General features: G+C 70.0%; 17 protein-coding genes. 11 read left to right on the plus strand and 6 right to left on the minus strand.

Annotated features, from left to right (window positions below):
- Positions 1-1,083, plus strand: a complete 1,083-nt coding sequence (gene mraY / locus MKK50_RS04170; RefSeq protein WP_253368739.1) for a phospho-N-acetylmuramoyl-pentapeptide-transferase — start codon at positions 1-3, stop codon at positions 1,081-1,083.
- 27 nt (positions 1,084-1,110) lie between these two features.
- Entirely contained in the window at positions 1,111-2,478 is a 1,368-nt protein-coding gene (murD, locus tag MKK50_RS04175) for a UDP-N-acetylmuramoyl-L-alanine--D-glutamate ligase (protein WP_499020602.1), read from the plus strand.
- Positions 2,479-2,496: 18 nt separating this feature from the next.
- Here murD and MKK50_RS04180 read toward each other — a convergent pair whose 3' ends face one another.
- Entirely contained in the window at positions 2,497-4,389 is a 1,893-nt protein-coding gene (locus tag MKK50_RS04180) for a cation:proton antiporter domain-containing protein (RefSeq protein WP_499020603.1), read from the minus strand.
- A 306-nt stretch (positions 4,390-4,695) separates the two neighbouring features.
- Between MKK50_RS04180 and MKK50_RS04185 the strand changes: the two genes are divergently transcribed.
- From MKK50_RS04185 to MKK50_RS04225, 9 genes are all read left to right on the plus strand, one after another.
- Complete coding sequence (locus tag MKK50_RS04185) at positions 4,696-5,934, plus strand: ATPase (protein WP_499020604.1); 1,239 nt, start codon at positions 4,696-4,698, stop codon at positions 5,932-5,934.
- 24 nt (positions 5,935-5,958) lie between these two features.
- Positions 5,959-6,612, plus strand: a complete 654-nt coding sequence (locus tag MKK50_RS04190; protein ID WP_253368747.1) for a hypothetical protein — start codon at positions 5,959-5,961, stop codon at positions 6,610-6,612.
- Positions 6,613-6,707: 95 nt separating this feature from the next.
- On the plus strand, positions 6,708-7,559 hold the full coding sequence (locus MKK50_RS04195) for an AAA family ATPase (protein WP_499020606.1): 852 nt from the start codon (positions 6,708-6,710) through the stop codon (positions 7,557-7,559).
- A 58-nt stretch (positions 7,560-7,617) separates the two neighbouring features.
- Positions 7,618-8,598, plus strand: a complete 981-nt coding sequence (locus tag MKK50_RS04200; RefSeq protein WP_499020609.1) for an aldo/keto reductase — start codon at positions 7,618-7,620, stop codon at positions 8,596-8,598.
- Positions 8,595-9,125, plus strand: coding sequence for a SixA phosphatase family protein (locus MKK50_RS04205; RefSeq protein ID WP_499020610.1), 531 nt, complete (start codon positions 8,595-8,597; stop codon positions 9,123-9,125). Before MKK50_RS04200 ends, MKK50_RS04205 begins: the two co-directional genes overlap by 4 nt.
- A 92-nt stretch (positions 9,126-9,217) precedes the next feature.
- A complete protein-coding gene (locus MKK50_RS04210; RefSeq protein ID WP_499020612.1) occupies positions 9,218-10,447 on the plus strand; it encodes a hypothetical protein in 1,230 nt (409 codons plus the stop codon).
- Between the two features lie 330 nt (positions 10,448-10,777).
- Positions 10,778-14,242: a non-ribosomal peptide synthetase gene (locus MKK50_RS04215; protein WP_499020614.1), complete on the plus strand. Its 3,465-nt coding sequence runs from the start codon at positions 10,778-10,780 to the stop codon at positions 14,240-14,242.
- A gap of 11 nt (positions 14,243-14,253) precedes the next feature.
- Entirely contained in the window at positions 14,254-16,827 is a 2,574-nt protein-coding gene (locus MKK50_RS04220; protein WP_499020615.1) for a condensation domain-containing protein, read from the plus strand.
- Between the two features lie 112 nt (positions 16,828-16,939).
- A complete protein-coding gene (locus tag MKK50_RS04225; RefSeq protein ID WP_499020617.1) occupies positions 16,940-17,107 on the plus strand; it encodes a hypothetical protein in 168 nt (55 codons plus the stop codon).
- Between the two features lie 183 nt (positions 17,108-17,290).
- Here the strand turns inward: MKK50_RS04225 and MKK50_RS04230 are convergent, their stop codons facing one another.
- From MKK50_RS04230 to MKK50_RS04250, 5 genes are read right to left on the minus strand one after another with little or no spacing between them, the layout of a single operon-like run.
- On the minus strand, positions 17,291-18,463 hold the full coding sequence (locus MKK50_RS04230) for a glycosyltransferase (protein WP_499020619.1): 1,173 nt from the start codon (positions 18,461-18,463) through the stop codon (positions 17,291-17,293).
- Positions 18,464-18,474: 11 nt separating this feature from the next.
- Positions 18,475-19,326 carry a WecB/TagA/CpsF family glycosyltransferase gene (locus MKK50_RS04235; RefSeq protein ID WP_499020620.1) on the minus strand — a complete coding sequence of 284 codons (852 nt, stop codon included), beginning with the start codon at positions 19,324-19,326 and terminating at the stop codon, positions 18,475-18,477.
- A gap of 19 nt (positions 19,327-19,345) precedes the next feature.
- The gene (gene fcl, locus MKK50_RS04240; RefSeq protein WP_499020622.1) at positions 19,346-20,284 is read right to left on the minus strand and encodes a GDP-L-fucose synthase; all 939 of its coding nucleotides are present in this window, start codon (positions 20,282-20,284) and stop codon (positions 19,346-19,348) included.
- Between the two features lie 10 nt (positions 20,285-20,294).
- Positions 20,295-21,266, minus strand: coding sequence for an NAD-dependent epimerase/dehydratase family protein (locus MKK50_RS04245; RefSeq protein ID WP_499020624.1), 972 nt, complete (start codon positions 21,264-21,266; stop codon positions 20,295-20,297).
- On the minus strand, positions 21,263-22,600 hold the full coding sequence (locus MKK50_RS04250) for a nucleotide sugar dehydrogenase (protein ID WP_499020626.1): 1,338 nt from the start codon (positions 22,598-22,600) through the stop codon (positions 21,263-21,265). Before MKK50_RS04250 ends, MKK50_RS04245 begins: the two co-directional genes overlap by 4 nt.
- Positions 22,601-22,990 lie beyond the last annotated feature (390 nt).

Here is a 22,990-nt window from a genome sequence, read left to right on the forward strand (position 1 = left end):
ATGCTCTATCTGCTGTCGGAACTGAGCGGCACGCTCACGCCCCTCAACGTGTTCCGCTACATCACCTTCCGCACCGGCGGCGCGCTGTTCACGGCGGGCTTCTTCGTGTTCTGGTTCGGGCCCTGGATCATCTCGCTGCTGCGCCTGCGCCAGGGCAAGGGCCAGCCGATCCGCGAGGACGGCCCGGCCTCCCACCTGACCAAGCGCGGCACGCCGACCATGGGCGGCCTGATGATCCTGGCCGGGGCCGTCGTCTCGATCCTGCTCTGGACCAACCCGCACAACCACTACGTCTGGGTGACGCTCGCGGTGACCCTCGGCTTCGGGGCGATCGGCTTCTACGACGACTACCTCAAGGTGACGAAGCAGTCGCACAAGGGCTTCTCGGGCCGGTTCCGCCTACTGCTTGAATTCGCGATCGCGGGCGCGGCCTGCCTGATGATCTCGCTCTACTCGCCCGCCGGATTGCAGAACCAGCTCGCCTTCCCGGTCCTCAAGGACACGCTGCTGAATCTCGGCTGGTTCTGGGTGCCGTTCGCCGCCTTCGTGATCGTGGGCGCCGGCAACGCGGTCAACATCACCGACGGCCTCGACGGGCTCGCCATCGTCCCCGTGATGATCGCCTGCGCCACCTTCGGCGTGATCGCCTACCTCGTCGGCAACGTCATCTATGCCGGCTACCTGCAGGTGAACTACGTGCGCGACACCGGCGAACTCGCCGTGGTCTGCGGCGCGGTGATCGGGGCGGGGCTCGGCTTCCTCTGGTTCAACGCGCCGCCCGCGCAGATCTTCATGGGCGATACCGGCTCGCTGGCACTCGGCGGCCTGCTCGGCTCCATCGCCGTGGCGGCCAAGCACGAGATCGTGCTCGCCATCGTCGGCGGCCTGTTCGTCTTGGAGATCATGTCGGTGATCATCCAGGTCGTCTCGTTCAAGCTCACGGGCAAACGCGTCTTCCGCATGGCGCCCATCCACCACCACTTCGAGCAGAAGGGCTGGAAGGAGCCGCAGGTCGTGATCCGGTTCTGGATCATCGCCGTCATCCTCGCGCTGGTCGGGCTCGCCACGCTGAAGCTGCGCTGAACCGTGGCCGGACAAGAGACATCTTCCATGACCCCAGCCACCACCTTCGCCGGCCGGAAGGTCGCCCTGTTCGGCCTCGGCGGGTCCGGGCTCGCCACTGTGCGCTCGCTGCTGGCCGGCGGCGCCGACGTGCTGGCCTGGGATGACAACGCGGGGAGCCGCGACCGCGCCCGCGAGCAGGGCATCACCGTCACCGATCTCAACGAAGCCGATTGGTCGGGCTTCGAAGCCCTGGTGCTGGCGCCGGGCGTGCCGCTGACCCACCCCGAGCCGCACTGGACGGTGGGGCTGGCGCGGCAGGCCGGCATCCCGATCATCGGCGACATCGAGATTTTCTGCCGCGAGCGTGCGGCCCTGGCGCCCGACGCAGCCTTCGTGGCCATCACCGGCACCAACGGCAAATCCACAACCACGGCGCTCACCGCCCACCTGCTGCGCCATGCCGGGCGCGACGTGCAGATGGGCGGCAATATCGGCACCGCGATCCTGTCGCTGGAGCCACCGGCGGCAAACCGCGTCCACGTGGTCGAAATGTCCTCGTTCCAGATCGACCTGACCCCCTCGCTCAAGCCCGGCATCGGCATCCTGCTCAATCTGACGCCGGACCATCTCGACCGTCACGGCACCATGGAGAACTACGCCGCGATCAAGGAGCGGCTGGTAGCGGGCGCGGATCTCGCGGTGATCGGCGTCGATGACACCTCCTGCGCAGCGATCGCCGCGCGCCATACGGGCGAGCGCATTCGCCTCCATGTCGAGGGGCACGGCGACGCGGCGGGCGACTATGTCGGCGCCAACGGTACGGTGCGCGGCCCCGACGGCGCCGTGATCGCGGAAGTCACCGGCATCCAGGCGCTGCTCGGCGACCACAACCTCCAGAACGCCGCCGCCGCGGTCGCCGCCGCGATCCGCCTCGGCCTCACCGGCGCGGAGATCGCGGCGGGGCTGACGAGCTTTCCCGGCCTCGCTCACCGGATGGAGCCCCTGCGCCGGATCGGCCCGACGCTGTTCGTCAACGATTCCAAGGCGACCAACGCCGATTCCACCGAGAAGGCGCTGCTGGCCTTCCGCGACATCCACTGGATCGTCGGCGGCAAGGCGAAGGAAGGCGGCATCGAACCGCTGGCACCGCTGTTCGAGCGCGTGGCCCACGCCTACCTCATCGGCGCATCGAGCGAGGCTTTCGCCGCGACGCTGGACGGGCGCCTGCCCTTCACCCGCTGCGGCACGCTGGATGCCGCGACCGAAGCGGCGGCGCGGGCCGCCCAGGCATCCGGAACCGAGGCCCCCGTCGTGCTGCTGTCGCCGGCCTGCGCCTCCTACGACCAGTTCCCGAACTTCGAGGTCCGCGGCGACCGGTTTCGTGCTCTGGTCGCCGCTCTGCCGGACGCCTGAGGGCGGGCCGGGGCCCGCTCAGGCACTCTTGCCAACTGGCCGCGGGCTCGGGGCCGGTTCGGCGGCCTTGGCCTCAGACGGCGTCTCGCGTCCTTTGCCGACCGTGCGGCGGGCGCGGAAGACGGGCCGCGCCTCCGCTTCCCGCCGCTTCAGCATGGTGCGGAACTCGTCGCGCCGCTCGTGGATCGAGGCGATGACGTTGCCCATGGGCACGCCGACATCGACCAGCACAGCCTCCGAGAGTTGCAGCGAGGCCTCGATCGTCTCGGGCACCGCGTCATCGACGCCCATCTCGTAGAGCTGTGTGGCGTGGCGTGCGTCGCGGGCGCGGGCGACGATGGTGAGGTCCGGTCGCTCGGCGCGTGCGGCCTGCACCACCGCCTCCACGGCGCGGGGGTTGTCGAGGGTCACCACGAGCGCGCGAGCCGTGGCGATGTCGCAGCGGCGCAGCATCTCCGTGTTGGCGGAATCACCGAAATAGACCGGGCTGCCGAGCCGACGCTGTTCGGCGACGCGGGCGGGGTCCGAATCGAGGGCGATGTGCGAAATCGCGTGGCGCTTGAGCATCTCGCCGACGAGCCGCCCGACCCGGCCATAGCCCGCGATGATCACGCGATTCTGCTCCGGCTCCGGCACCGGCTCGGCCTGCGCCGGACTGGTTTGCTGCCTCAAAGCGCGGCCGCCGATGCGGCGGGCGAGCGTGGCGAGGCCGGGGATCGCGATCATGGTCACGGTGGTGACGATGAGGGCGGCGCCACCCACCGGCTCCGGCACGAGCCCCGTCGCCATCGCACCGCCGATCAGCACGAAGGCGAACTCGCCGCCGGGGCCGATCAGCAGGGCGGCCTCCAGGGCGACTGAACGGGACAGCTTCATGATGCGGGCGCCGACGAGCACCACGGCGCCCTTGATGACGAGGAGCCCGACCGACAGGCCGAGGATCGCGCCCGGCGCCGCGATGAGCTGGGCCGGATCGAGATTCATGCCGACCGAGACGAAGAACACCCCGAGCAGGAGCCCTTTGAACGGATCGATGGTCGCCTCGATGGCGCGGCGATACTCGGTCTCGGCCAAGAGCAGGCCGGCGACAAAGGCGCCGAGCGTCATCGACAGGCCGCTGCCCGCCGCGACCAGGGCGGTCGCCACGATGACGAGCAGGCAAGCCGCCATGAACAGTTCCGGCGAGCGGGTGCGCGCGACGAGATGAAAGAGCGGGCGCAGTGCGACCCGGCCGGCCACGACGATCACAACGAGGGCAATTGCCGCCTGTCCGAGCGCCAGGGCGAGCGCGACCCCGAGGTCGCCGCCATCCTTGCGGCCGAGCACGGCAATGGCGAACAAGATCGGGGCGACCGCCAGATCCTGGAACAGCAGGATCGCGAAACTGGTGCGGCCGGCCGGCGTGCCGAGCCGCTTCTGCTCGGCGAGCACCGGCAGCACCACGGCGGTCGAGGAGAGGGCGAGCGCGAGCCCCACCAGCACCGCCCCGGCCACGGGCTGATCGAGCACGACGAGGATCACGGCGATCACCGCGGCGGAGGCGATCACTTGGATCGCGCCGAGGCCGAAGACGAGCCGGCGCAACACCCGCAGGCGCTCCCAGGACAGCTCGATCCCGATCATGAACATCAGGAAGATGACGCCGAACTCGGCCAGATGCGCGATCTCGGCGCGGTTGCCGATGGTGAACGGCGCGAGCCACGGATGCGCGTCGGCGAAGCGCCCGAGGCCGAACGGGCCCAGCAGGGCGCCCGCGCCGATGAAGCCGAGCACCGGGCTGATCCGCAGGCGGTGGAACAGCGGCACGACGATGCCGGCGGTGACGAGAAAGAGGATCGCCTCCCGGTAGCCGCCCGCATGCGCGCCGGCTTCCGCGGCGATCTGGGTTCCGGCCTGCACGGGGTCGGTCATCGGGCTGATACGCTGACGCCTGGAGAGGAGGAGAGGGGTCCGGCCCGTCTCCCTGCATCTTCGATGCCGCGGGAGGAGCCGGCCGCATCATGGGCGGCGAGCCCGCGGCGGAGCAACCGTTTTCCGTGGCGAGTCGCCGATTTCGCAGCACCTGCTCACCGGGCCTGATCGCTGTGGGCCGCCATCCACCGCTCATCGCCCCGGTCGGCACAACTTCGGCACAATACGCCCTTACGCTCGGGTAACCCGATGTTAGGGGATGGCAGGTCCGCCGCTCAGCCGGAGGCCCGCAGCGATCTGAGGCCCATGAAGTTCTGGCCCATGAAATTCTTGTCCGACACGCCTCCGAGCCGGGACGTGCAGCGCGAGCGGCGCGAATGGATGCTCGACCAGCAGCGCTGGAAGCACCAGCGCGACATCGAGCGCGGCTACCGCGTCAAGTGGGGCTACGTCGCCATCGCCTATCTCGTCGAGTTCATGGTGATCGGCGCCTCGCTCTGGGGCGCGTGGCTGTTCGCGGGTACCTACAGCGACGGTGACGACCGGGCGTTCTACTTCATGCTGCTGGCGCCGCTGGTCTACGCCGCGGTGGAGCTGTGCCGCGTGCCGCTCGGCATCCTGGCGCGCACTCAGCGCTCGTGGTTCGTGAAGGGGCTCGCGATCATCGGCATCATCTTCGCCGCGGGCGTCACCACCAAGTCGGTGTCGCAGCTCGGCGAGATGATGTTCCATCCCCGCCTGATGGACGCGGCCAAGGCCAAGACCGCCCTCAAGGACGCGCAGGCTGACCGCGACAGCATCGACACGCGCATCGCGGCGGCCAATGCCCGGGTCGAGCAATACACCACGGAACTGGAGCAGATCGAGCGGCGCTCGGCCGAGAACGCCTCGCAGCTCGCGGGCTTGCCGGCGCAGCGCTGCGAGCGCGTCTACGGCACCAACAGCCGCGGCATGCGCTACTCGAACCTGAAATGCGTCACCGACCCGCGCACCGCGACGCTCAACGCCGCGGTGGCCAAGGCGGGCAGCGACCGGGGCGCCATCGTCAAGGAGCTGGAAGAGGCCCGCAAGGCCCGCGCCGCCCTCGACCGGGGTGCTGCCGACCGCAAGGTGGCCGATGCCGAGCAGGCCTACCGCAACTCGGTCAACCGCTCGCAGCTCCACTCCTTCACGGCCATGGTCTACGGCGTCGATCCGATCGACGTGAACGACGCGCAGGTCCACGCCTTCCTGCGCATCTTCGTGTTCGTGCCCGCACTCTGCGCCGCCTTCGCCTCGACGATCCTCGCGCTCTCGGCAGTCTCGGTGCGCAAGACCTTCATGGACGAGGACGACCTCGGCGCCGCGGTAAACCCGGAGGCAACGCCCTACTTGCTCGCCTCGATCGCCGAGGGCGTGCGCCAGGAGATGGCGCTAGCCCAGCCGAGACCGATGACGCGGGATGCCTCGGTGATCCCGCTGGAGCGGCGCACGGCGCCCGTGGTGCCGCCGCCCCCGCCGCCCGCCAACACCTCCGGCAACGCCCCCACCGGCGCCACCGCGTAAGCCCTTCCAGTCGAGCGCCCGGCCATGAGCATCCACACCGAGGGCACGCACGAGAACATCGTGCTCGCGCAACACGTCAACGGCCGTCTGCGGGCGGAGGCGCGGATGCATTTCGCCCGCGCCTTCCTGCTGCGGGCGATCGGCGCCGGCGCCTTCTCGGCGCTCGCCGGGATCGGCATCGGCGCGGCCTGCTACGGCTACGCCTACATGAACCAGTTCGACTCGGCCGCCGAGAAAATCGCCAGCGCGATGCAGGCCGCGCTCTCCGACGTGACGCTGAAGACCAAGGGCGAGGTCACCCTCACCGACAACACCCTGAAGCTCGAAGGCCTGCCCGCGCAGAAGGCCAACGCCGCGCCGACGCCGACCAAGGCGCAGCTCGGCACCGATGCCGCCCCGGCCTCTCAGGCGCCGGTGAACACGACCTTCACGGTGTTCAAGCAGGTGCCCTATCTCGACGGGCAGATCGTGACCGGCTGGAACTTCAAGGCCAACGAGGAGCGGCCGTTCCAGCAATACTGCTACTTCTCCCGCCGCTCGAACGAGACGAAGGGACAGGTCGAGATCAAGATCGACCTCGCCATGGACGGCAAGACGCTGCCCCAGCCGCAGAAGTCGGACGTGAACCTCGGGATCCTGGCCTCGAACTGCGTGTGGCACGACGGGAAGACGTTGTAGGCGAGCGCCCCGAGCACCGACCGCCGCGCGAGCGGTTGCCGATCTGCGCCGCCTCGGGTTAGTCCGCTCCGATCCCCCTCCCGACGCGAGGCTCCATGCGCTTCACCGGAACCGAGTCCTACGTCGCGCCGCCCGATCTCACCACGGCGGTCAACGCGGCGATCGTGCTGGAGCGCCCGCTCCTGGTGAAGGGCGAGCCCGGCACCGGCAAGACGGTGCTGGCCGAAGAGATCGCCCGCGGCCTCAGGGCGCCGCTGCTGACGTGGAACATCAAGTCCACCACAAAGGCGCAGCAGGGGCTCTACGAGTACGACGCCGTCTCGCGGCTGCGCGACTCGCAGCTCGGCGACCCGCGGGTCTCGGACATCGCCAACTACATCCGCCGCGGCAAGCTGTGGGAGGCGTTCACCGCCCCGCAGCGGCCGGTCCTGCTCATCGACGAGATCGACAAGGCCGACATCGAGTTCCCGAACGACCTGCTGACCGAACTCGACCGGATGGAGTTCCACGTCTACGAGACCGGCGAGACGATCCGGGCCGACATCCGCCCCATCGTCATCATCACCTCGAACAACGAGAAAGAGCTGCCGGACGCGTTCCTGCGCCGCTGCTTCTTCCACTACATCAAGTTCCCCGACGCCGAGACGCTGCAGAGAATCGTCGAGGTGCACTATCCGGGCATCAAGCATCGCCTCGTCGAGGAGGCGTTGCGGGTGTTCCTGGAAACCCGCGAGGTGCCGGGCCTCAAGAAGAAGCCCTCGACCTCCGAGTTGCTCGACTGGCTCAAGCTCCTCGTCTCCGAGGACGTCCAGCCCGAGACCCTGCGCGAACGCGACGGCCGCAAGCTGATCCCGCCGCTGCACGGCGCGCTCCTGAAGAACGAACAGGATGTGAGCCTGTTCGAGAAGCTTGCCTTCATGATGCGCCGGGAGGGGCGGGGCGGGTGACGGAGCGCCGCGGCGCCCCAGTTAAGCGGCTCCGACCCGCCTCCGCGTGACCGACCCCATGCAAACCAAGAAACTCGGCCGTACCGGCCTCGACATCTCGCCCCTCTGCCTCGGCTGCATGACCTACGGCGTGCCGGAGCGGGGACCGCATCCGTGGACGCTGCGGGAGGAGGAGAGCCGGCCGCTGATCAAGCGGGCGCTCGATCTCGGGATCAACTTCTTCGACACGGCGAACTACTATTCCGACGGCACCTCTGAGGAGATCGTCGGCCGGGCGCTGAAGGACTACGCCGACCGCGACAGCATCGTGCTGGCCACCAAGGTCTACTATCCGCTCAAGAGCCAGCCCAATGCCGGCGGCCTCTCGCGCAAGGCGATCTTCTCCGCAATCGACGCCTCGTTGAAGCGGCTCGGAACCGATTACGTCGATCTCTACCAGATCCACCGCTGGGATTACGCCACGCCGATCGAGGTGACGCTGGAGGCGCTCCACGACGTCGTGAAGGCGGGCAAGGCCCGGTATATCGGCGCCTCCTCGATGTTCGCGTGGCAATTCGCCAAGGCGCTCTACACCGCCGACCTCAACGGCTGGACGCGGTTTTCCACCATGCAGAACCATCTCAACCTGCTCCACCGCGAGGAAGAGCGCGAGATGATCCCGCTCTGCGCCGACCAGGGCATTCCGCTGCTGCCGTGGAGCCCGCTCGCCCGCGGCCGGCTCACCCGCGACTTCGATGCCGGCAGCGCCCGGCAGGAGAGCGATCTCGTCGGCAAGAACCTCTATGACGCCACTGTCGACGCCGACCGGCAGGTGGTCGAGGCAGTGGCCGAGGTGGCGAAGAACCGCGGCGTGCCGCGGGCGCAGGTCGCGCTCGCCTGGGTGATCCAGCGGCCGGGCGTGGCCGCCCCGATCATCGGCGCCTCGAAGCCGGGGCATCTCGACGATGCCGCCGCCGCCCTCGACCTGACGCTGACCCAGGACGAGATCGCACGGCTCGAAGCCCCTTACGTTCCGCACGCCGTGGTCGGTTTTCAATGATGCGCCGCCTACTCCTCCTGCGTCATGCCAAGTCCGCCTACCCGCAAGGCGTGGCCGATATCGACCGCCCCCTCAATGGGCGCGGGCGGGAGGCGGCGCCGCTGATGGGCGCCTACATCGCCCGCGAGTCGCTGGCGCCCGACCATGTCATGGTCTCGCCGGCCCGGCGCACGCAGGAGACCTGGGCCGCTTTGCGCGCCGAGCTTCCCGAGACACCGATGGAGACGGTGCCCTCGATCTACGAGGCGCCGGCCGCGCGCATTCTCGACGCTATCCGCTCCGCCCCGGCGGAGGCGGCGACCCTGCTCGTCATCGGCCACAATCCCGGACTCGGCGATCTTGCGCTGCGGCTCGTGGGGCAGGGACCGAAGGACTTGCAGAAGGATCTGCGCGAAAAGTTTCCGACGGCGGCGCTCGCCGTGTTCGCGTTCGAGGGGGAGGGCTGGGAGGACATCGCCGCGGGCGCCGGGCGTCTCCTGCGCTTCGTGCGCCCGCGCCAGCTCGCGGCGGACATGGACGACGATTGAGGGGTTTCCGCAGCCGTCAGAGAACCCTTGCCCGCCTCGCGCCGTTCCCCGACGAGAACAGCCGAGCTGACACCGCGTGAGGGAAGTCTGGCGTGCTCCTCGAAACGCTCCTTGCCCTGACGATCCTGATGCCGCGGATCGAGCCCGCGCTCGACGCCGCGCGGGCGCGCCTGCCGACTTTTCCCCGCGCAGCCGAGGCGGCGCCCGTGCCCGCGCCGAGCTTCAGCCTCGTGGCACGGGCCGTCTCGAACTGGCGGGAGCAGGCGGGCGAGAACCTCGCGCCGGGCTCGCTCGCCTTCGTTGTCCGGCACGCGGCGACCGAACCCGGCTTCATCGCCCGCTGCGTTCGGCTCAACAATTACTGGTGCATCAAGCAGGCGCGCTGGAGCGGCGAACTCGGGGGCGACGCGGAGGGCCATACCGGCTTTGCCACCGCCGCCGATGGGGCGGATGCGGCGGTGCAGCTCCTCCGCCGCTACCAGCGCGACTATGGCCGGCGCTCGGCCCTCGCCATCGTGCGCCGCTGGGCACCCGCCGAGTGCGGCCCGGCTCGCCCCGTCCTGGCTGCGGCGCCCGCGGGAGGGCCGCGGCGGCCGGCGCGACAGGCCACAGGAGTCGCGGTGTCGAAGACGACCGCCCCGCAGGGCATCGGCGGAACGCTGCGCGCCCGCTTCCTCGCGCGGCACGGGCGCGGCGGCGTCGCGCGGGCCGCGCCGAGTGCCGGCGCGGGGCTCCGGGTGCAGCCGTGGTCGGCCCGGGCGCGGCTCGCCGGGCATCCCGGCCGAGTGCCCCGCGCCCTGGCACGATCGGCCGTCTCCGTGCCGAGGCCCCCCGCCGCCATCGCGACGGGCGTGATCGAGACACCGACGACCGCGCGGATCGCGGCTAGACCTTCGGCAGCGATTGCATCAGCTCGCGCTTCCGTCGCCTCCGGCGCGGCCAATCCCGCCGCCTTGCTGGCGCCCGACCGACTCGCGGCGGAAGCGGCGGCACTGCCTTCGATCGCCGCCTCGCTGCCGAAGGGTAGCCTGCTCGATCTCAGCCTCCCGGCCCCCGTCTGCGCCAACGATGAGACGCGCATTCGCAACTACGCCGCGCGAATCGCCGGCAGCGTCGGCCTCAAGCCCGACGACGATCTGCGCCTGTTCCGCGACGATGGCCGGCCGAACGACAACCTCCTGCCGGTGCTGCTGGCGATGTCTTCGGTCGAACTCGGCACGCTTCACGCCTCGAAGGCGCTGGTGAGCGCGGCGATCGAGCGCCTGGAGGCGCGCCTCTCCGAAACTGCTTCGTCGGAGGCGCGGCCGAACCCCGCATTATAGGACGGCGCCTCGAGAGGCGCCGACCTGCCCACGCGCGATGAACCTGCGCGGAGCGGAGAAGCACTACTCCCAAGGAGGCAGATGATCGTCGCCGTCCCGCTGATATGGTCGTCAAGACGTCTCTCGGGGGCTCGCGGGAAGCCGGGTGAAACACCGGCCTGCACATCTCCGGCGACGCGATGACCCTCCTGCTCGTGACGCGAAGGCAGGTGTGCCTCATTGGACGCCCGATCGTCGAGAGCGCCCGGTTCCGACCCGGCGGCGCGGCTGGCGTCCGGTGAGGGATGCCCGGCCTTCGCCGATGAGCCGCACGGCCAGACGAGGATCGGGATGTCCTGCATCGACGGCGAGGCTGCTTTCCAGGCGATCCCGGCCCGTTACGCCGCGCCCGGTTCGGGCGGGGAGGGGCGGCCGGTCGTTCCGCTCGCCACGCCGACGTCGGAGACGTTGCAGGAGGTCTTCCGGCATCAGCTCGATGCCGTGTGCCGCGTGGTGGAAGAGCAGCTTCGGACGCTCGCGCTGACCTTCACGGCTGCGCAAGGGGGCCGGCCCGAGCCACAGGCATCCCCGGCTCCGCCGACGGCGGATCACGGGGCAGAGCGGCCGCTGACCGACAGGGAGGCCGAGATCTGGCTCGCCGCGCAGTTCGGCGCCGACGCCAATGCTGCGATGACCGAGATCGTCACCCTGCGGCTCGACGGCCCGCTCGACGCCGAGCAGCTTCTCTCCGTCGTACGCGCGGTGCTCGGTCGCCACGGCGCCCTGCGCAGCCGCTTCTCGCCGAGCGGCGAGACCGTGCGGATCGATCCCGCTGGCCTCGTGCCGGTGCGATGGATCGATCTTGCGGCGCAATCCGATCCGGAGGCCGCTCTCGCGGTTCACCTTCATGCGCAAGCGGGCCTCTCGTTCGATCCCGTCGCCGGCCCGGTGGCGCGGGCCGACCTCGTCCGCCTCGGCGAACGGCGTCACGTTCTTGTCCTCTCGGCCCACCACATCGCCTGCGACGGCTGGTCCTTCGCGGTCCTGGCCGACGCGATCGGAAACGCCTATCGCACCGCGCCGGAGCGGCTGGCGCCGGCCCCGCACGTCGATGGACCTGCTCCATCGGAGGCGGAGACGAACCGGGCGTTGCAATACTGGGCCGGGCTGTACGCGAGTTTGCCCGAGCCGCTCGACCTGCCAACCGATCATCCGCGGCCGAAGCTGCGCGGCTTTGCCGGCGACACGCGAAGTGCTGCCCTGCCGCCGCTGCTCGTCGCCGCGCTGAAGGCGCTCGCGGCGCGCCAGGGGCAGACGCTGAACGCGACGCTGCTCGCGGCCTTCCAAGTGCTCCTCGCGCGGCTCTCGGGGCAGGACGACCTCGTTGTCGGCATACCGATGGCGGGCCAGCCGCGCCTCGGCAAGCCGGACCTCGTCGGGCACTACGCCGATTTCCTGCCGCTGCGGGCCCGGTTTGACCCGGACGAGCCCTTCGCGGCCCATCTTGCCCGTACCGGCGCGGCCCTGGCCGAGACCGCCGCCCACGCCGACTGCACCCTGGGGCGGCTGCTGCGCCACCTCGACCGGCCGCACGATCCGGCGCGCCCGCCGCTGGCGCAGGTGCAGTTCAACCTCCAGCGCTTGCCCGACACCATCGATTTCGGGGCGGGCCTGCGCGGCACCCTCGCACCCGCGCCGAAGCGCTTCTCGACCTTCGAGCTCACCGTCAGCCTGACCGAGACGGCCGACGGACTGACCCTTGACGCCACCTACAACCGCGCCCTGTTCGAGCCGGCCACGATCGAACGCTGGATCGGGCACTACCTCACCCTGCTCGGGCATCTCGCCCGCGATCCCGCGCAGCCGGTCGGGCGCGTTCCGCTCCTCGATGCGGCCGAGCGGCAGACCATGCTGGTGGCCTGGAACGCGACCGAAACGGCGCATCCGCTCGAAGTCGGGGCGATGCGGGCCTTCAGGCTCCATGCCCGGCGCGACCCGGACCGGATCGCGATCCGTTTCGGCGAGGAGGCCATCTCCTACGGCGCCCTCGACCGCTGGGCCGATCGTGTCGCGGGCGCGCTGCAAGCGAGCGCTCTGCCCGAGGGAGCCCGCGTCGGCCTGCTCATGCGCCGCTCGCCCGGCCTCGTCGCGGCGATGCTCGGCGCGCTGCGCGCCGGCATCCCCTACGTTCCGCTCGACCCGGCCATGCCGCCCGCCCGCCGCGCGGGGATCGTCGCCGATGCCGGGATCGGCGCAATGCTCACGCTTGCGGCCGACCGGGCGCTCATGCCCGAAGGCGGACCGCAGGTCATCGAGGTCGATCGTCTCGACAGGCCGGCGCCGACCCGTTTCCCGCGGGTGCCGGCGGAGCGGGCCGCCTACCTGATCTACACGTCGAGCACGACCGGCGCGCCGAAAGGAGTCGAGGTGCTCCACCGCGGCCTCTCGAACCTGCTGTTCTCCATGGCGCGTGCACCGGGGATCGTCCGCGACGACCGGCTCCTGGCGGTGACGACGGTGACCTTCGACATCGCCGGGCTCGAACTGCTGCTGCCGCTGATCCGCGGCGCTCAGATCGTGCTCGCCTCCGCCGAGGAGGCCCGCGACGGCCATGCCCTCCTCGCACGCCTCGATCGCAGCGAGGCCACGATGCTTCAAGCCACGCCGATGACGTGGCGGCTCCTGCTGGAGGCGGGGTTCCGCTCCCGCCCCGGCTTCAAGATGCTGTGCGGCGGCGAAGCTCTTCCGCTCGATCTGGCCCGGCGCCTGACCGAAGGCGGGGGCGAACTCTGGAACCTCTACGGGCCGACGGAGACGACGATCTGGTCCTCGGCCGCGCGGATCGATCCGGCGGAGGCGACGGTCACGGTCGGGCGGCCGATCGACAACACCAGCCTGTTCATCCTCGACGCACAGGGCGAGCCGGTACCGGTCGGGGTCACGGGCGAATTGCTGATCGGCGGGCTCGGGCTCGCCCGCGGCTATCTCGGACGGCCGGACCTGACGCAGCGGAGCTTCGTCGCGAGCCCCTTGCCGGAATGCGCCGGCGCGCGGCTCTACCGGACCGGCGACCGAGCCCGCTACCGGCCGGACGGGCGCGTCGAGATCCTGGGGCGGGCCGACCATCAGATCAAGCTGCGCGGCTACCGGATCGAGCCCGCTGAGATCGAGGCGGTGCTGCTGCGCCAGACCGGGCTGCACGCCGTCGTGGTGCTGCGCCCCGACGCACGCGGCGAGGATCGCCTCGTCTGCTACTTCGTCCGCCCCGAGGGCGAGGCAGCGCCCACCTTGCGGAACCTGCGCGCGGCGCTCGCCCGCGAACTCCCGGACTACATGATCCCCGCCGAATGGGTCCGGCTATCGGCCCTACCGCTGACGGCGAGCGGCAAGGTCGATCGCCGGGCGCTGCCCCCACCCGAGGCCCGGCCCGCCGACCTCGCCGAGCCGGCCGCCGCGATCCCGCTTCCCCTCAAGCCCGCTTCGGCCCCGGCGTCCGATGACGGTCTCGAGGCGACCCTGGACGCGATCTGGCGGGAGGTGCTGGGGTTCGCCGTGATCGCGCGCGACGACGACCTGATCGCGCTCGGGGCGGACTCGCTCAGCGTGTTCCGCATCGTCGCGCGGGCACGGCGCGAGAACCTGCCGCTCGGGGCCGGCGACCTGTTCCAGGAACGCACCATCGCCCGGGTCGCGGCCCTGCTGCGCGGGCGTCGCGGGGAGGGGGGCGAGACACCGGCCGCCGCGCGCGCGCCGATCCCCTCGATCCGGCGTCCCCGGCCCGCCGACGCCGACCGCGCCGCCGTCGGTCAGGCGTAGGGGCGGGCGGAATGCGGCATTTCACGCAGGAATCGCCGGCCGCGCCCGGCGAGGTTCACGGTGACGCCTTCACCGCCCGCTGCTCCCACAGCCAGACGCGGTTCTGGTTGCTCGACCAGTTGCGGCCAGGCGACCCGAGTCTGCACGTCGCCGCCCGCTGGCGCATCGCCGGTCGGCTCGATGCCGAGATTCTGACACGAGCCTTCCGCCTCCTCCTCGAACGGCACGAGGCTTTGCGCACCGCGATCGTCGGGGAGGGCGGACGGCCGGCTCAGCGGATCGCCGCGACGGTGCCGCTCGCCTTCTCCGAAATCGACCTCTCCGGCCTGCCCGGCGACCGCCTGGACGAGGCGCAGGTCATCGCCGAGTCGGAGGCCGTGAAACCGTTCGATCTGGCCCGCGCGTCGCTCCTGCGGGTGACGCTGCTGCGGCTCGGGCGCGGCGATTCCCTGCTGCTCGTCACCGCCCATCACAGCGCCTGCGACGGCTGGTCGATGGTGGTGCTGGCCCGCGAGTTCGTTGCGATCTACGGCGCCCTGATCCGGGGACAGGCACCATCTTTGGCGCCGCCGGCCCTGCACTATGCCGACTTCGCGGAATGGGAGATCTCCCCGGCCCTCGCCGAGGCGGCGGACCGCGACCTCGCGTTCTGGGCGCAATCCTTGCGCGATCTCACGCCGTTCGAGCTGCCGCCGGATCATCCCCGCCGCCCCGGCCGGGAGCGCCGCTTCGCTGCCGAGACCCGCCCGCTCTCCGCGGATCTCGGCGCACGCATGGAGGCGTGCGCGCGGGCGCAGGGCGCCACCCCCTTCGTCCTTGCCTGCACCATTCTTTTCGCGCTCCTGAGCGCGCGCACAGGGCGCAGCGACATCGCCATCGGCACGCAGGTGCTGGGGCGCGACGAAATCGAACTGGAAGGGGTCGTCGGCACCTTCGTGAACACGCTGGTGCTTCGAACCCACGTCGAAGCGGAGCAGAGCTTCGCCGAGCGGCTGGCGGCGACGCGCCGGACGATCCTCGACGCCTGCGACCACGCGCTCGCCCCCTTCGACCGGGTGGTGCAGGCGCTGGCCCCCTGCCGCGACGGGCTGCGGCCGCCGCTGGTCTCTGTCAACGTCCGGATGCGGCCGACGCCCCAGGCGACGCCATCCGGCGGGTCCTCGGTCGCGGAGCCGGCCCCGATCCGCCTCGTCGATCTCGACTATGCCGCCACCGGCAGCTTCTTCGACCTCGACCTCGAACTCGCGCCGAGCGAAGCCGGCTGGCGCCTGATCTGCGAGTACGATGCCGGCCTCTACACGGCGCAGACCGTTGCCGGCCTGCTCGCGGATTTCGAGCAGGCCGCCCGCGCGGCGGTCGGGGCGCGGCTGCCCGATCCGACCCCCCTGGGAAGAGGCGGGGAAAGGGTCGCTGCCGAGCGTGAGGAGGCCTCCCCGGGAGGCCGCCGCCGGGAGACGGTGAAGGCGCTCGGGTGGACGAGGACGGATGAGGCACCTGCCCGTGAGACGGCGTCCCCCTCGGCGGGCGAGGCACCCGACGCGCTTCTGCCCGAGATACATGCGATCTGGCGGGAGATGCTCGGCCGCCCCGACCTGTCCGACGACGACGATTTCTTCGCGGCAGGCGGCCACTCGCTGCTGGCGGCCCGCGTCGTCGCCCGGATCGAGGCGGCGACGGGCCGGACCGTTCCGCTCTGGTCGTTCTTCGAAGCGGGCACGGTCGCGCGGCTGTGTGCGTTGCTGGACGGCGAGGCGGCGGCGGGCGTGCGGCACCGCTCGCTTCAGGAACCACCGCCGACCGCGCAGGCGCGGCCCGGCTTCACCGCGATCCACCACGCCGCGGCCGACCAGGAACTCTATCGGCCCCTGTCCGAGGCCCTGGGGGCGGACCATCCCTTCGCCACGCTCCAACTGGAAAGCCGGGTTCCGCCCCACGAGGAAACCCTGGAGCGGCTGGCCGGCGCCTATCGCGATGCGATCGATGCCGCCCAGCCGCAAGGGCCGATCCGCCTCGTCGGGTTCTGCCGCTCGGGCGTCCTCGCCTTCGAGATCGCCCGGCAGTTCGCGCAGGGCGGCCGGGACGTCGCCCTCGTCGTCCTCATCGATTGCTGGGAGCCCGGCTATGTCAGGCGCCTCGAGCCGCTCGCGCGCATCCGGGTGATGGCTGCCTACCGGCGCGGCCGGCTCGCCGCGCTCATCCGGCACGTGCGCCGCGATGGCATCGGCTACCTCGGCTCGCGGGCCCATCTCTGGCTCCGCTCGCATCGCGCCTGGCGCGGGTTGCGGCGCGCCCTGAACCAGGTGGGGCTCGCCGCCCCGAGCCCGGAGGACGCGTTCTGGCAATTGACGGACGAACTCGACGCGCTCGCCCTGTCCTACGAGCCGCGCCCCCATTCAGGGCCGGTGCTGATCGTCCGCAGCGAGAGCGTTCCGGTCGGCCCCGCGCTCGACCCGCTGCTCGGCTGGCAGGCCTATGCCGAGAATGGCGAGAGCGTCAGCGTTCCGGGCTTCGGCCACGAGGGCGCATTCTCCCCCGCCGGCTGCCGGGTGATGGCGGCCAAGATCAGCCTGATGGCCTGCCGGTGATCCTGCCCGCTTGCCCTCCGCACACGCGAAAAGCGAACACCGATCCGCTTGCAATCCCATTTCGGCCGGGCGTAGTTTGGGTTAACAAAAGCGTAACGATAAGCGGGGAACGATGACGAGCCTGTCGCTGGTGATCTGTGGTGCGGTCGTCGTCGGATTGCTCGCCATGCTGTTCCTTCTCCACGAACTCAAGAACGCCCCGTACGAAGACGGCCCCGAACCGGAAAAGGTGTTGTCCGAACTCGAAAAGCAGCGGTGGCGCTACCTGTCGCTGGATTAGAGCATCATCCCGAAAGGTGGTTGCCGGCTTTCGGAACAAGATAGTTCAGCAACAATAAGTTAGAGCATCCTCATCGATCCGATATCCAGAAGGATGCTTTCGCAAAGAGAGGTCGGGCGGGATCCGCAGCGATGATCCTCGGACCTGCTCGTGCGGGCACGACCGAACCGGGTTCACACGTCTTCACGCGATGGCGCGCCTGTCCCGCATCCGCGCAGCGAGCGCCGTCCGGTAAACCGTCAGCAGCGTGGCGGTCGTCGCCGTCTCGGTCCAGTCGCGCAGGTAGGCGGCACGGGCGGCCGCGCCCATCCGCCGGGCTTCCTCGGGCCGGGCACGCAGCCGCTCGATGGCCCTTGCAAGCTCGGCCGGATCGCCCGGTGTCACCAGCAGGCCCGTCACGCCGTCCTCGACCAGACCGGCGAGCGCGCCGATCCGCGAGGCGATGACCGGCGTGCCGGCCGCATAGGCCTCGGCGACGACCATCGGCAGACCCTCGTACCAGAGCGAGGGCACGACGAGGGCGAGCGCCCGGCCCATCCGCGCCCGCATCTCCGCACGGGGCAGGGCGCCGAGCAGATTGAGCCCCGGCGCCCCCTCCAGCATCTCGCGCAGCGGGCCTTCGCCCGCGACATCGACCGGTGCGGCAAGGCGTGCAGCGGCCTCCTTCAGGATCTCGACGCCCTTCTCGGGGCTGAGGCGGCCGGCAAACAGGATTCCCTCGCGCGGGCCCTCCTCCGGCGGCCCCGGATCGGGCAGGCCGTTGGGCTTCACGAAGATGCGGTGCGCGGGCAGCCCGGCCGCAATGAAACGACCGCGGGCGAACTCGGTCAGCGCGACGAAGGCATCGACATCCCGCGTCCAGGTGCCGGTGCGGCGGTGCCGGTCGATCATACGCGCGACGGCAAAGGTGCCGAGCCGCGAGCCGCGGTAGCAGCCATGGCGCACCGCCGCGTAGGACGAGCCGGTCAGGCAGGTCTCGCAGGGGGCGCCGTCGCGCATCAGCATGGCGCCGGCGCAGGCGAGACGGAAATTGTGCAGCGTCTGCACCGTCACCGGGCCGAGCGCCCGCACCGCCCCGTGCATGGCGGGCGACACGAGCGGAAAGGTGTTGTGGGCATGGACCACATCGGGCCGGAAGCGCTCCACCGCCTCGACCACGCGAGCGACGCCGCGGGGCGCGTGCGGCGCCTCGAACGCCGTGCGAAGGCGGTCCAGCGGCGTACGGATCTCGTCGTTGTGGAAGACCAGCGTCTCGACCGTGCAGCCGGCGCCCGCGAGGGCTGCGGCCTCATGCTCCACCACCGCGTCCTCGCCGCCCCGGATCTGGTAGTGGTTGTGGACGATGAGGACGCGCAACGGACGGCTCCTTACGACCGGCGCGGCTCGGGCTGCCGCGCCATCTTCCACAGGAAGACCGGTGCCATGACGAGGTAGCGCCGCCATAGCCGCCGGGGCTCGCTCAGGAGCCGGTGCAGCCATTCGAGCGCGAGCACCTGCATGAGCTTCGGCGCCCGCTTCACCGCACCGGAATGGAAATCGAAGGCGGCGCCGACACCGATCAGCACCATGCCCGGCAAACGGTCGAGGTGATCGTTCATCCAGATGTCCTGTTTCGGCGTCGACATGCCGACCCAGACGATGTGCGGCTCGGCCGCCTTGATCGCATCGGTGAGCCGCGCGTCGAGATCGGGCGCGACAGCGCCGAAGGGCGGGCAGGCGAGGCCGCAGACCTCGCTGCCGGGATATTTGCGGGCGAAATTCGCCGCGACCTCTTCGGCCACGCCCTCCTTGCCGCCGTAGAGATAGTGGCGGATTCCGGTATTCTGCGTGGCCGCGAACATCTCCTCCATCAGCGAGGGGCCCGGCACGCGGCCGGTGCCGTGCGCGCGGAAGAACCGGCTGATGATGGTGAGCGGCGCGCCGTCCGGGGTGATCATGCTCGCCCGCTCGTGCGCGGCCCTCAGGTCGGGCTGGTCTTGGGCGCACATGATGCCGTGCACGTCGCGCACGCAGACCATGCTGGTGCGCCGCGCCCGCGCCCAGCCGATGAGGGTACGGACAGCAAACGGCATGTCGATGACGCTCACCGGCACGCCGAGGATGCGGGTCGCCGGGAGACGGTGCGCCGCCGGCCCATCCGCTTGGACGAGATAGGGATCGTTCCGGTTGATCCGAAGCGCGTAGGGCCCGGACGCCGGGATGGCCACGGCATCGCTCATGGGCAGGCTTCCCTCGATCTCAGGCATCGGCGACGTGCTCCTGGAACCACGCATAGGTCGCGGCGACGCCGTCCCGCAGCGGAACCTTGGGTGCCCAGCCGAGGCCGCGCAGCTTATCCGCCGACATCAGCTTGCGCGGCGTGCCGTCGGGTTTGCTCGGATCGCGCACGATCTCCCCCTCGAACCCGACGACGTCGCAGACGAGGCGGGTCAGGTCGTAGATCGGGATATCCTCGCCCGAGCCGACATTGACGTGCTCGGCCTCCGAGTAGGTCTTCATCAGGTGGACGCAGGCATCGGCGCAGTCATCGACGTGCAGGAACTCCCGGCGCGGCGATCCGGTGCCCCAGATCACCATCTCCTCGGCCCCGTTGCGCTTGGCTTCGTGCGCCTTGCGGATCAAGGCGGGCAGGACGTGGCTGGAATTGAGGTCGAAATTATCGCCCGGCCCGTAGAGATTGGTCGGCATGGCCGAAACGAAGTCGCGGCCGTGCTGCTGGCGATAGGCCTGGGCGAGCTTGATCCCGGCGATCTTGGCGACCGCGTACCACTCGTTGGTCGGTTCCAGCGAGCCGGTGAGCAGGCTCGACTCGACGATCGGCTGCTCGGCGAATTTCGGGTAAATGCAGCTCGATCCAAGGAACAGCAGCTTGCCGACATCGGCGCGGAAGGCCGCCTCGATGACGTTGGCCTCGATCATCAGGTTCTCGTAGAGGAAGTCCGCCGGATAGGTCGCGTTGGCGAGGATCCCGCCGACCTTGGCCGCGGCCAGGAACACCGCGTCGGGCCGCCGATCTCGCATCCAGGCACGCACGGCGGCCTGATCGCACAGGTCGAGTTCTGCCCGCGTCGCAGTGAGGATCTCGCAACCCTCACCCTCCAGCCGCCGCACCAGGGCGCTGCCGACGAGGCCGCGATGTCCGGCCACGAAAACGGTCTTGCCCGCCAAACTGTACATCGGTCGGCCCTTACAGAAGCGGATTGGAATCGGTCGGCGCCGGGTTCTGCCGGTACCACGCGACCGTGCGCTCGATGCCCTGGACCAGGGAGACGGAGGGCGCGTAGCCGATCGCCTGCATCTTGCCGATGTCGGGGCAGCGGCGCGGCGTCGCCCCGGCGGCAGCCGGACCGGCGACGAGATCGACGCGGGTGCCGAGCGCCTCAGCAGTGATCCGGGCGAGATCGCGGATCGCGACCTCCTCCATCGAGCCGATATGGTAGACGTTCATGCTCTCGCCCGAGCGCCACATCCGGACGATGCCGTCCACGACGTCGCTCACGTAGCAGAAGGCGCGGGTCTCGCTGCCGTCGCCCTGGAGCGTGATCGACCCACCGTCACCGGCAGCGACGATCTTCTCGATGAGCTGCGGCACGACGTGCTTCCAGCCCATATCCGGCCCGTAGATGTTGTGCGGGCGGAAGACTTGGACCTTGCGCAGCTTGTCGCGGCAATAGTTGAAGGCGATCAGTTCCGAGATCAGCTTCGACCCGCCGTAGGAGTAGCGCGGGTTGAGCGAGTCGGGGATCACCATCTCGATGGTCTCGTCCGTCGGCACCACACGCGGGGTCTGGTAGACCTCGGCCGAGGAGGCGACGACGAGATCGGGCACGCCGGCCTCGATGCAGGCTTCCGAGACGGCGAGCGCGCCGCGCACGCCGACATCGAGCACGAGCTGCGGCTGCGTGTAGAAATTCTCCGTGCCGTTGACGGCGGCCAGGTGAAACACGCACTCGACGCCCCGGAGCGCCTCGACCAGCGCATCCTTGTCACGCACGTCGAGGGTCACCCGCTCGATCGCGCCGGGCGCGTTGGCGAGCCGCGAGGCCTGCCCGCGGATGTAGTTGTCGATCGCGACGACCTCGTGCCCCTCGGCCAGGAGCGCGCGGGTGAGGTGTGCGCCGATGAATCCGCCCGCCCCGGTGACAGCCAGTCTGCTCATTGAAACTTACCCACGAGGTTGCCCACGGTGACGTAGCGATTTTCCAGAACCTCCGCCGGCATCTCGCTGAGGTTGTTCCAGTAGTCGTAGACGAAAGCGTCGTCCGACATCGTACCGATGATCGTTTCCAGATCGATCTTCGAATATTCCGGATGGTTGTTGGCGATCACCAGCACGTCGGCGCCCTCGCAGGCGGCGGCGAGCGTGTCGTAAGGCGTCAGGCCCGACGAGATCGCCCGGATGTGGTCCATCGGCACCACACCGTCATAGACACGGATCTCGGAGAACTGCTCGCTCGCCATCATCTCGCGGATGACATGGAGCGACATCGACCCGCGCAGGTCGTCGGTCTCCGGGCGGCCCTTGAAGGCGAGGCCCGCGACCACCGCCTTGAACGGTCCGGCGCGGCGCGCCCGCAGCCGCTCGATAAGGCTGCCCACCGTCTCCGCGGGTTGGCGCTCGTTGACGAGGCGGGAGGCGGCGGTGATTTCGAGGTTCACGCCCTTGCCGGACACCGAGGAGAGCAGGATGTGCGGATCCTTCTCCAGGCAGGGCCCGCCGACGAGGCCGGGTGCTGCGACGTTGGTGCGGGTGTAGCCGAGCTTGCCGTAGCGGATGACGTCGTTGGCGTTGATGCCGAGCGCGTCGCAGGCCCGCGCCACCTCGTTGGCGAAGGCGAAGTGGACGTCGCGCGAGGTGTTGTCCACGAGCTTGATCATCTCCGCCGTCTCCGGGCTCGCAACCCGGACGATGGTGTGGGTCAGGCGGCTGAACAGGGCGGCGGCCGCGTCGGAGGCGTCCGGCGTCTCACCGCCGACGATCTGCGGCAGGTTGATGAGTTCGCGCATTGCGTCGCCTTCGAGCGTCCGCTCGGGGCACATCGCGAGGTGGTAGGGGGTCCCGGTGCGGTCGAGGATCGGCTTGACCACGCCCGTCGTCGTGCCGATCCGCACGGTCGAGCGCAGGATCACCGTCGCGCCGTCGGAGAAGTGCTCGGCGACTTCGCGGGTCGCCTCCTCGATCATGTCGAGGCGCGGCTCGTGTGAGCCGGGATAGAGTGGGGTGCCGACGGTGATGATGTAGTATTCGGCCTGCGGCACATCCTGCGTCGTGGTGCTCGCGACGAAGCGGCCCTTCTTCACGACGTCGGCGAGCGCGGCCTTGAGCCCGACTTCGGCGAAATGCGGAACGCCGGCATTGGTCTTCTCGACGACATCGGCCCGCTTCTCGATGCCGTAGACCTGGACACCGCGGCGCGCGAGCGCAACGGACAGGGTGAGGCCGACATAACCGAGACCGATGATGACGACGTTGGGAGCTTTTCTGGCGTCCATGACTTGGTCCCGTCTGCGATCGATCGTCGAGGTCTCTGACCCGATTTGGATTCCAGCGCTGCGCACGCGCTGGCTTGTCACCGCGTCATCGCTCCACCTCGGGACAGCCGAAGCCGCCGAGGACTGAACTCTGCCGGGTTCCGCAAAGTATGTGCCCGATAAAAGACGTATCAAATCGGGATCGAAGGCCCGTCAGGGGACAGAGTGATCGCGTCTCGTGAAGATTTCGGGACTTTCGAAGGTAAACGATCGGAGTCCGGCGGGCGCGGCATGCGATCCTTGCCGGATCAGCAAGCCCGCGCGGCGACTGAGGAGGGATCCCAAATCCGCGGTCCCGAAGGGATCAGCCGGATTTGGTACGAGAGGATCGTCAACCGTTCACCCGCCACG

The organism is Methylobacterium sp. J-043 (assembly GCF_022829505.1).
Lineage (GTDB): Bacteria > Pseudomonadota > Alphaproteobacteria > Rhizobiales > Beijerinckiaceae > Methylobacterium > Methylobacterium extorquens_A.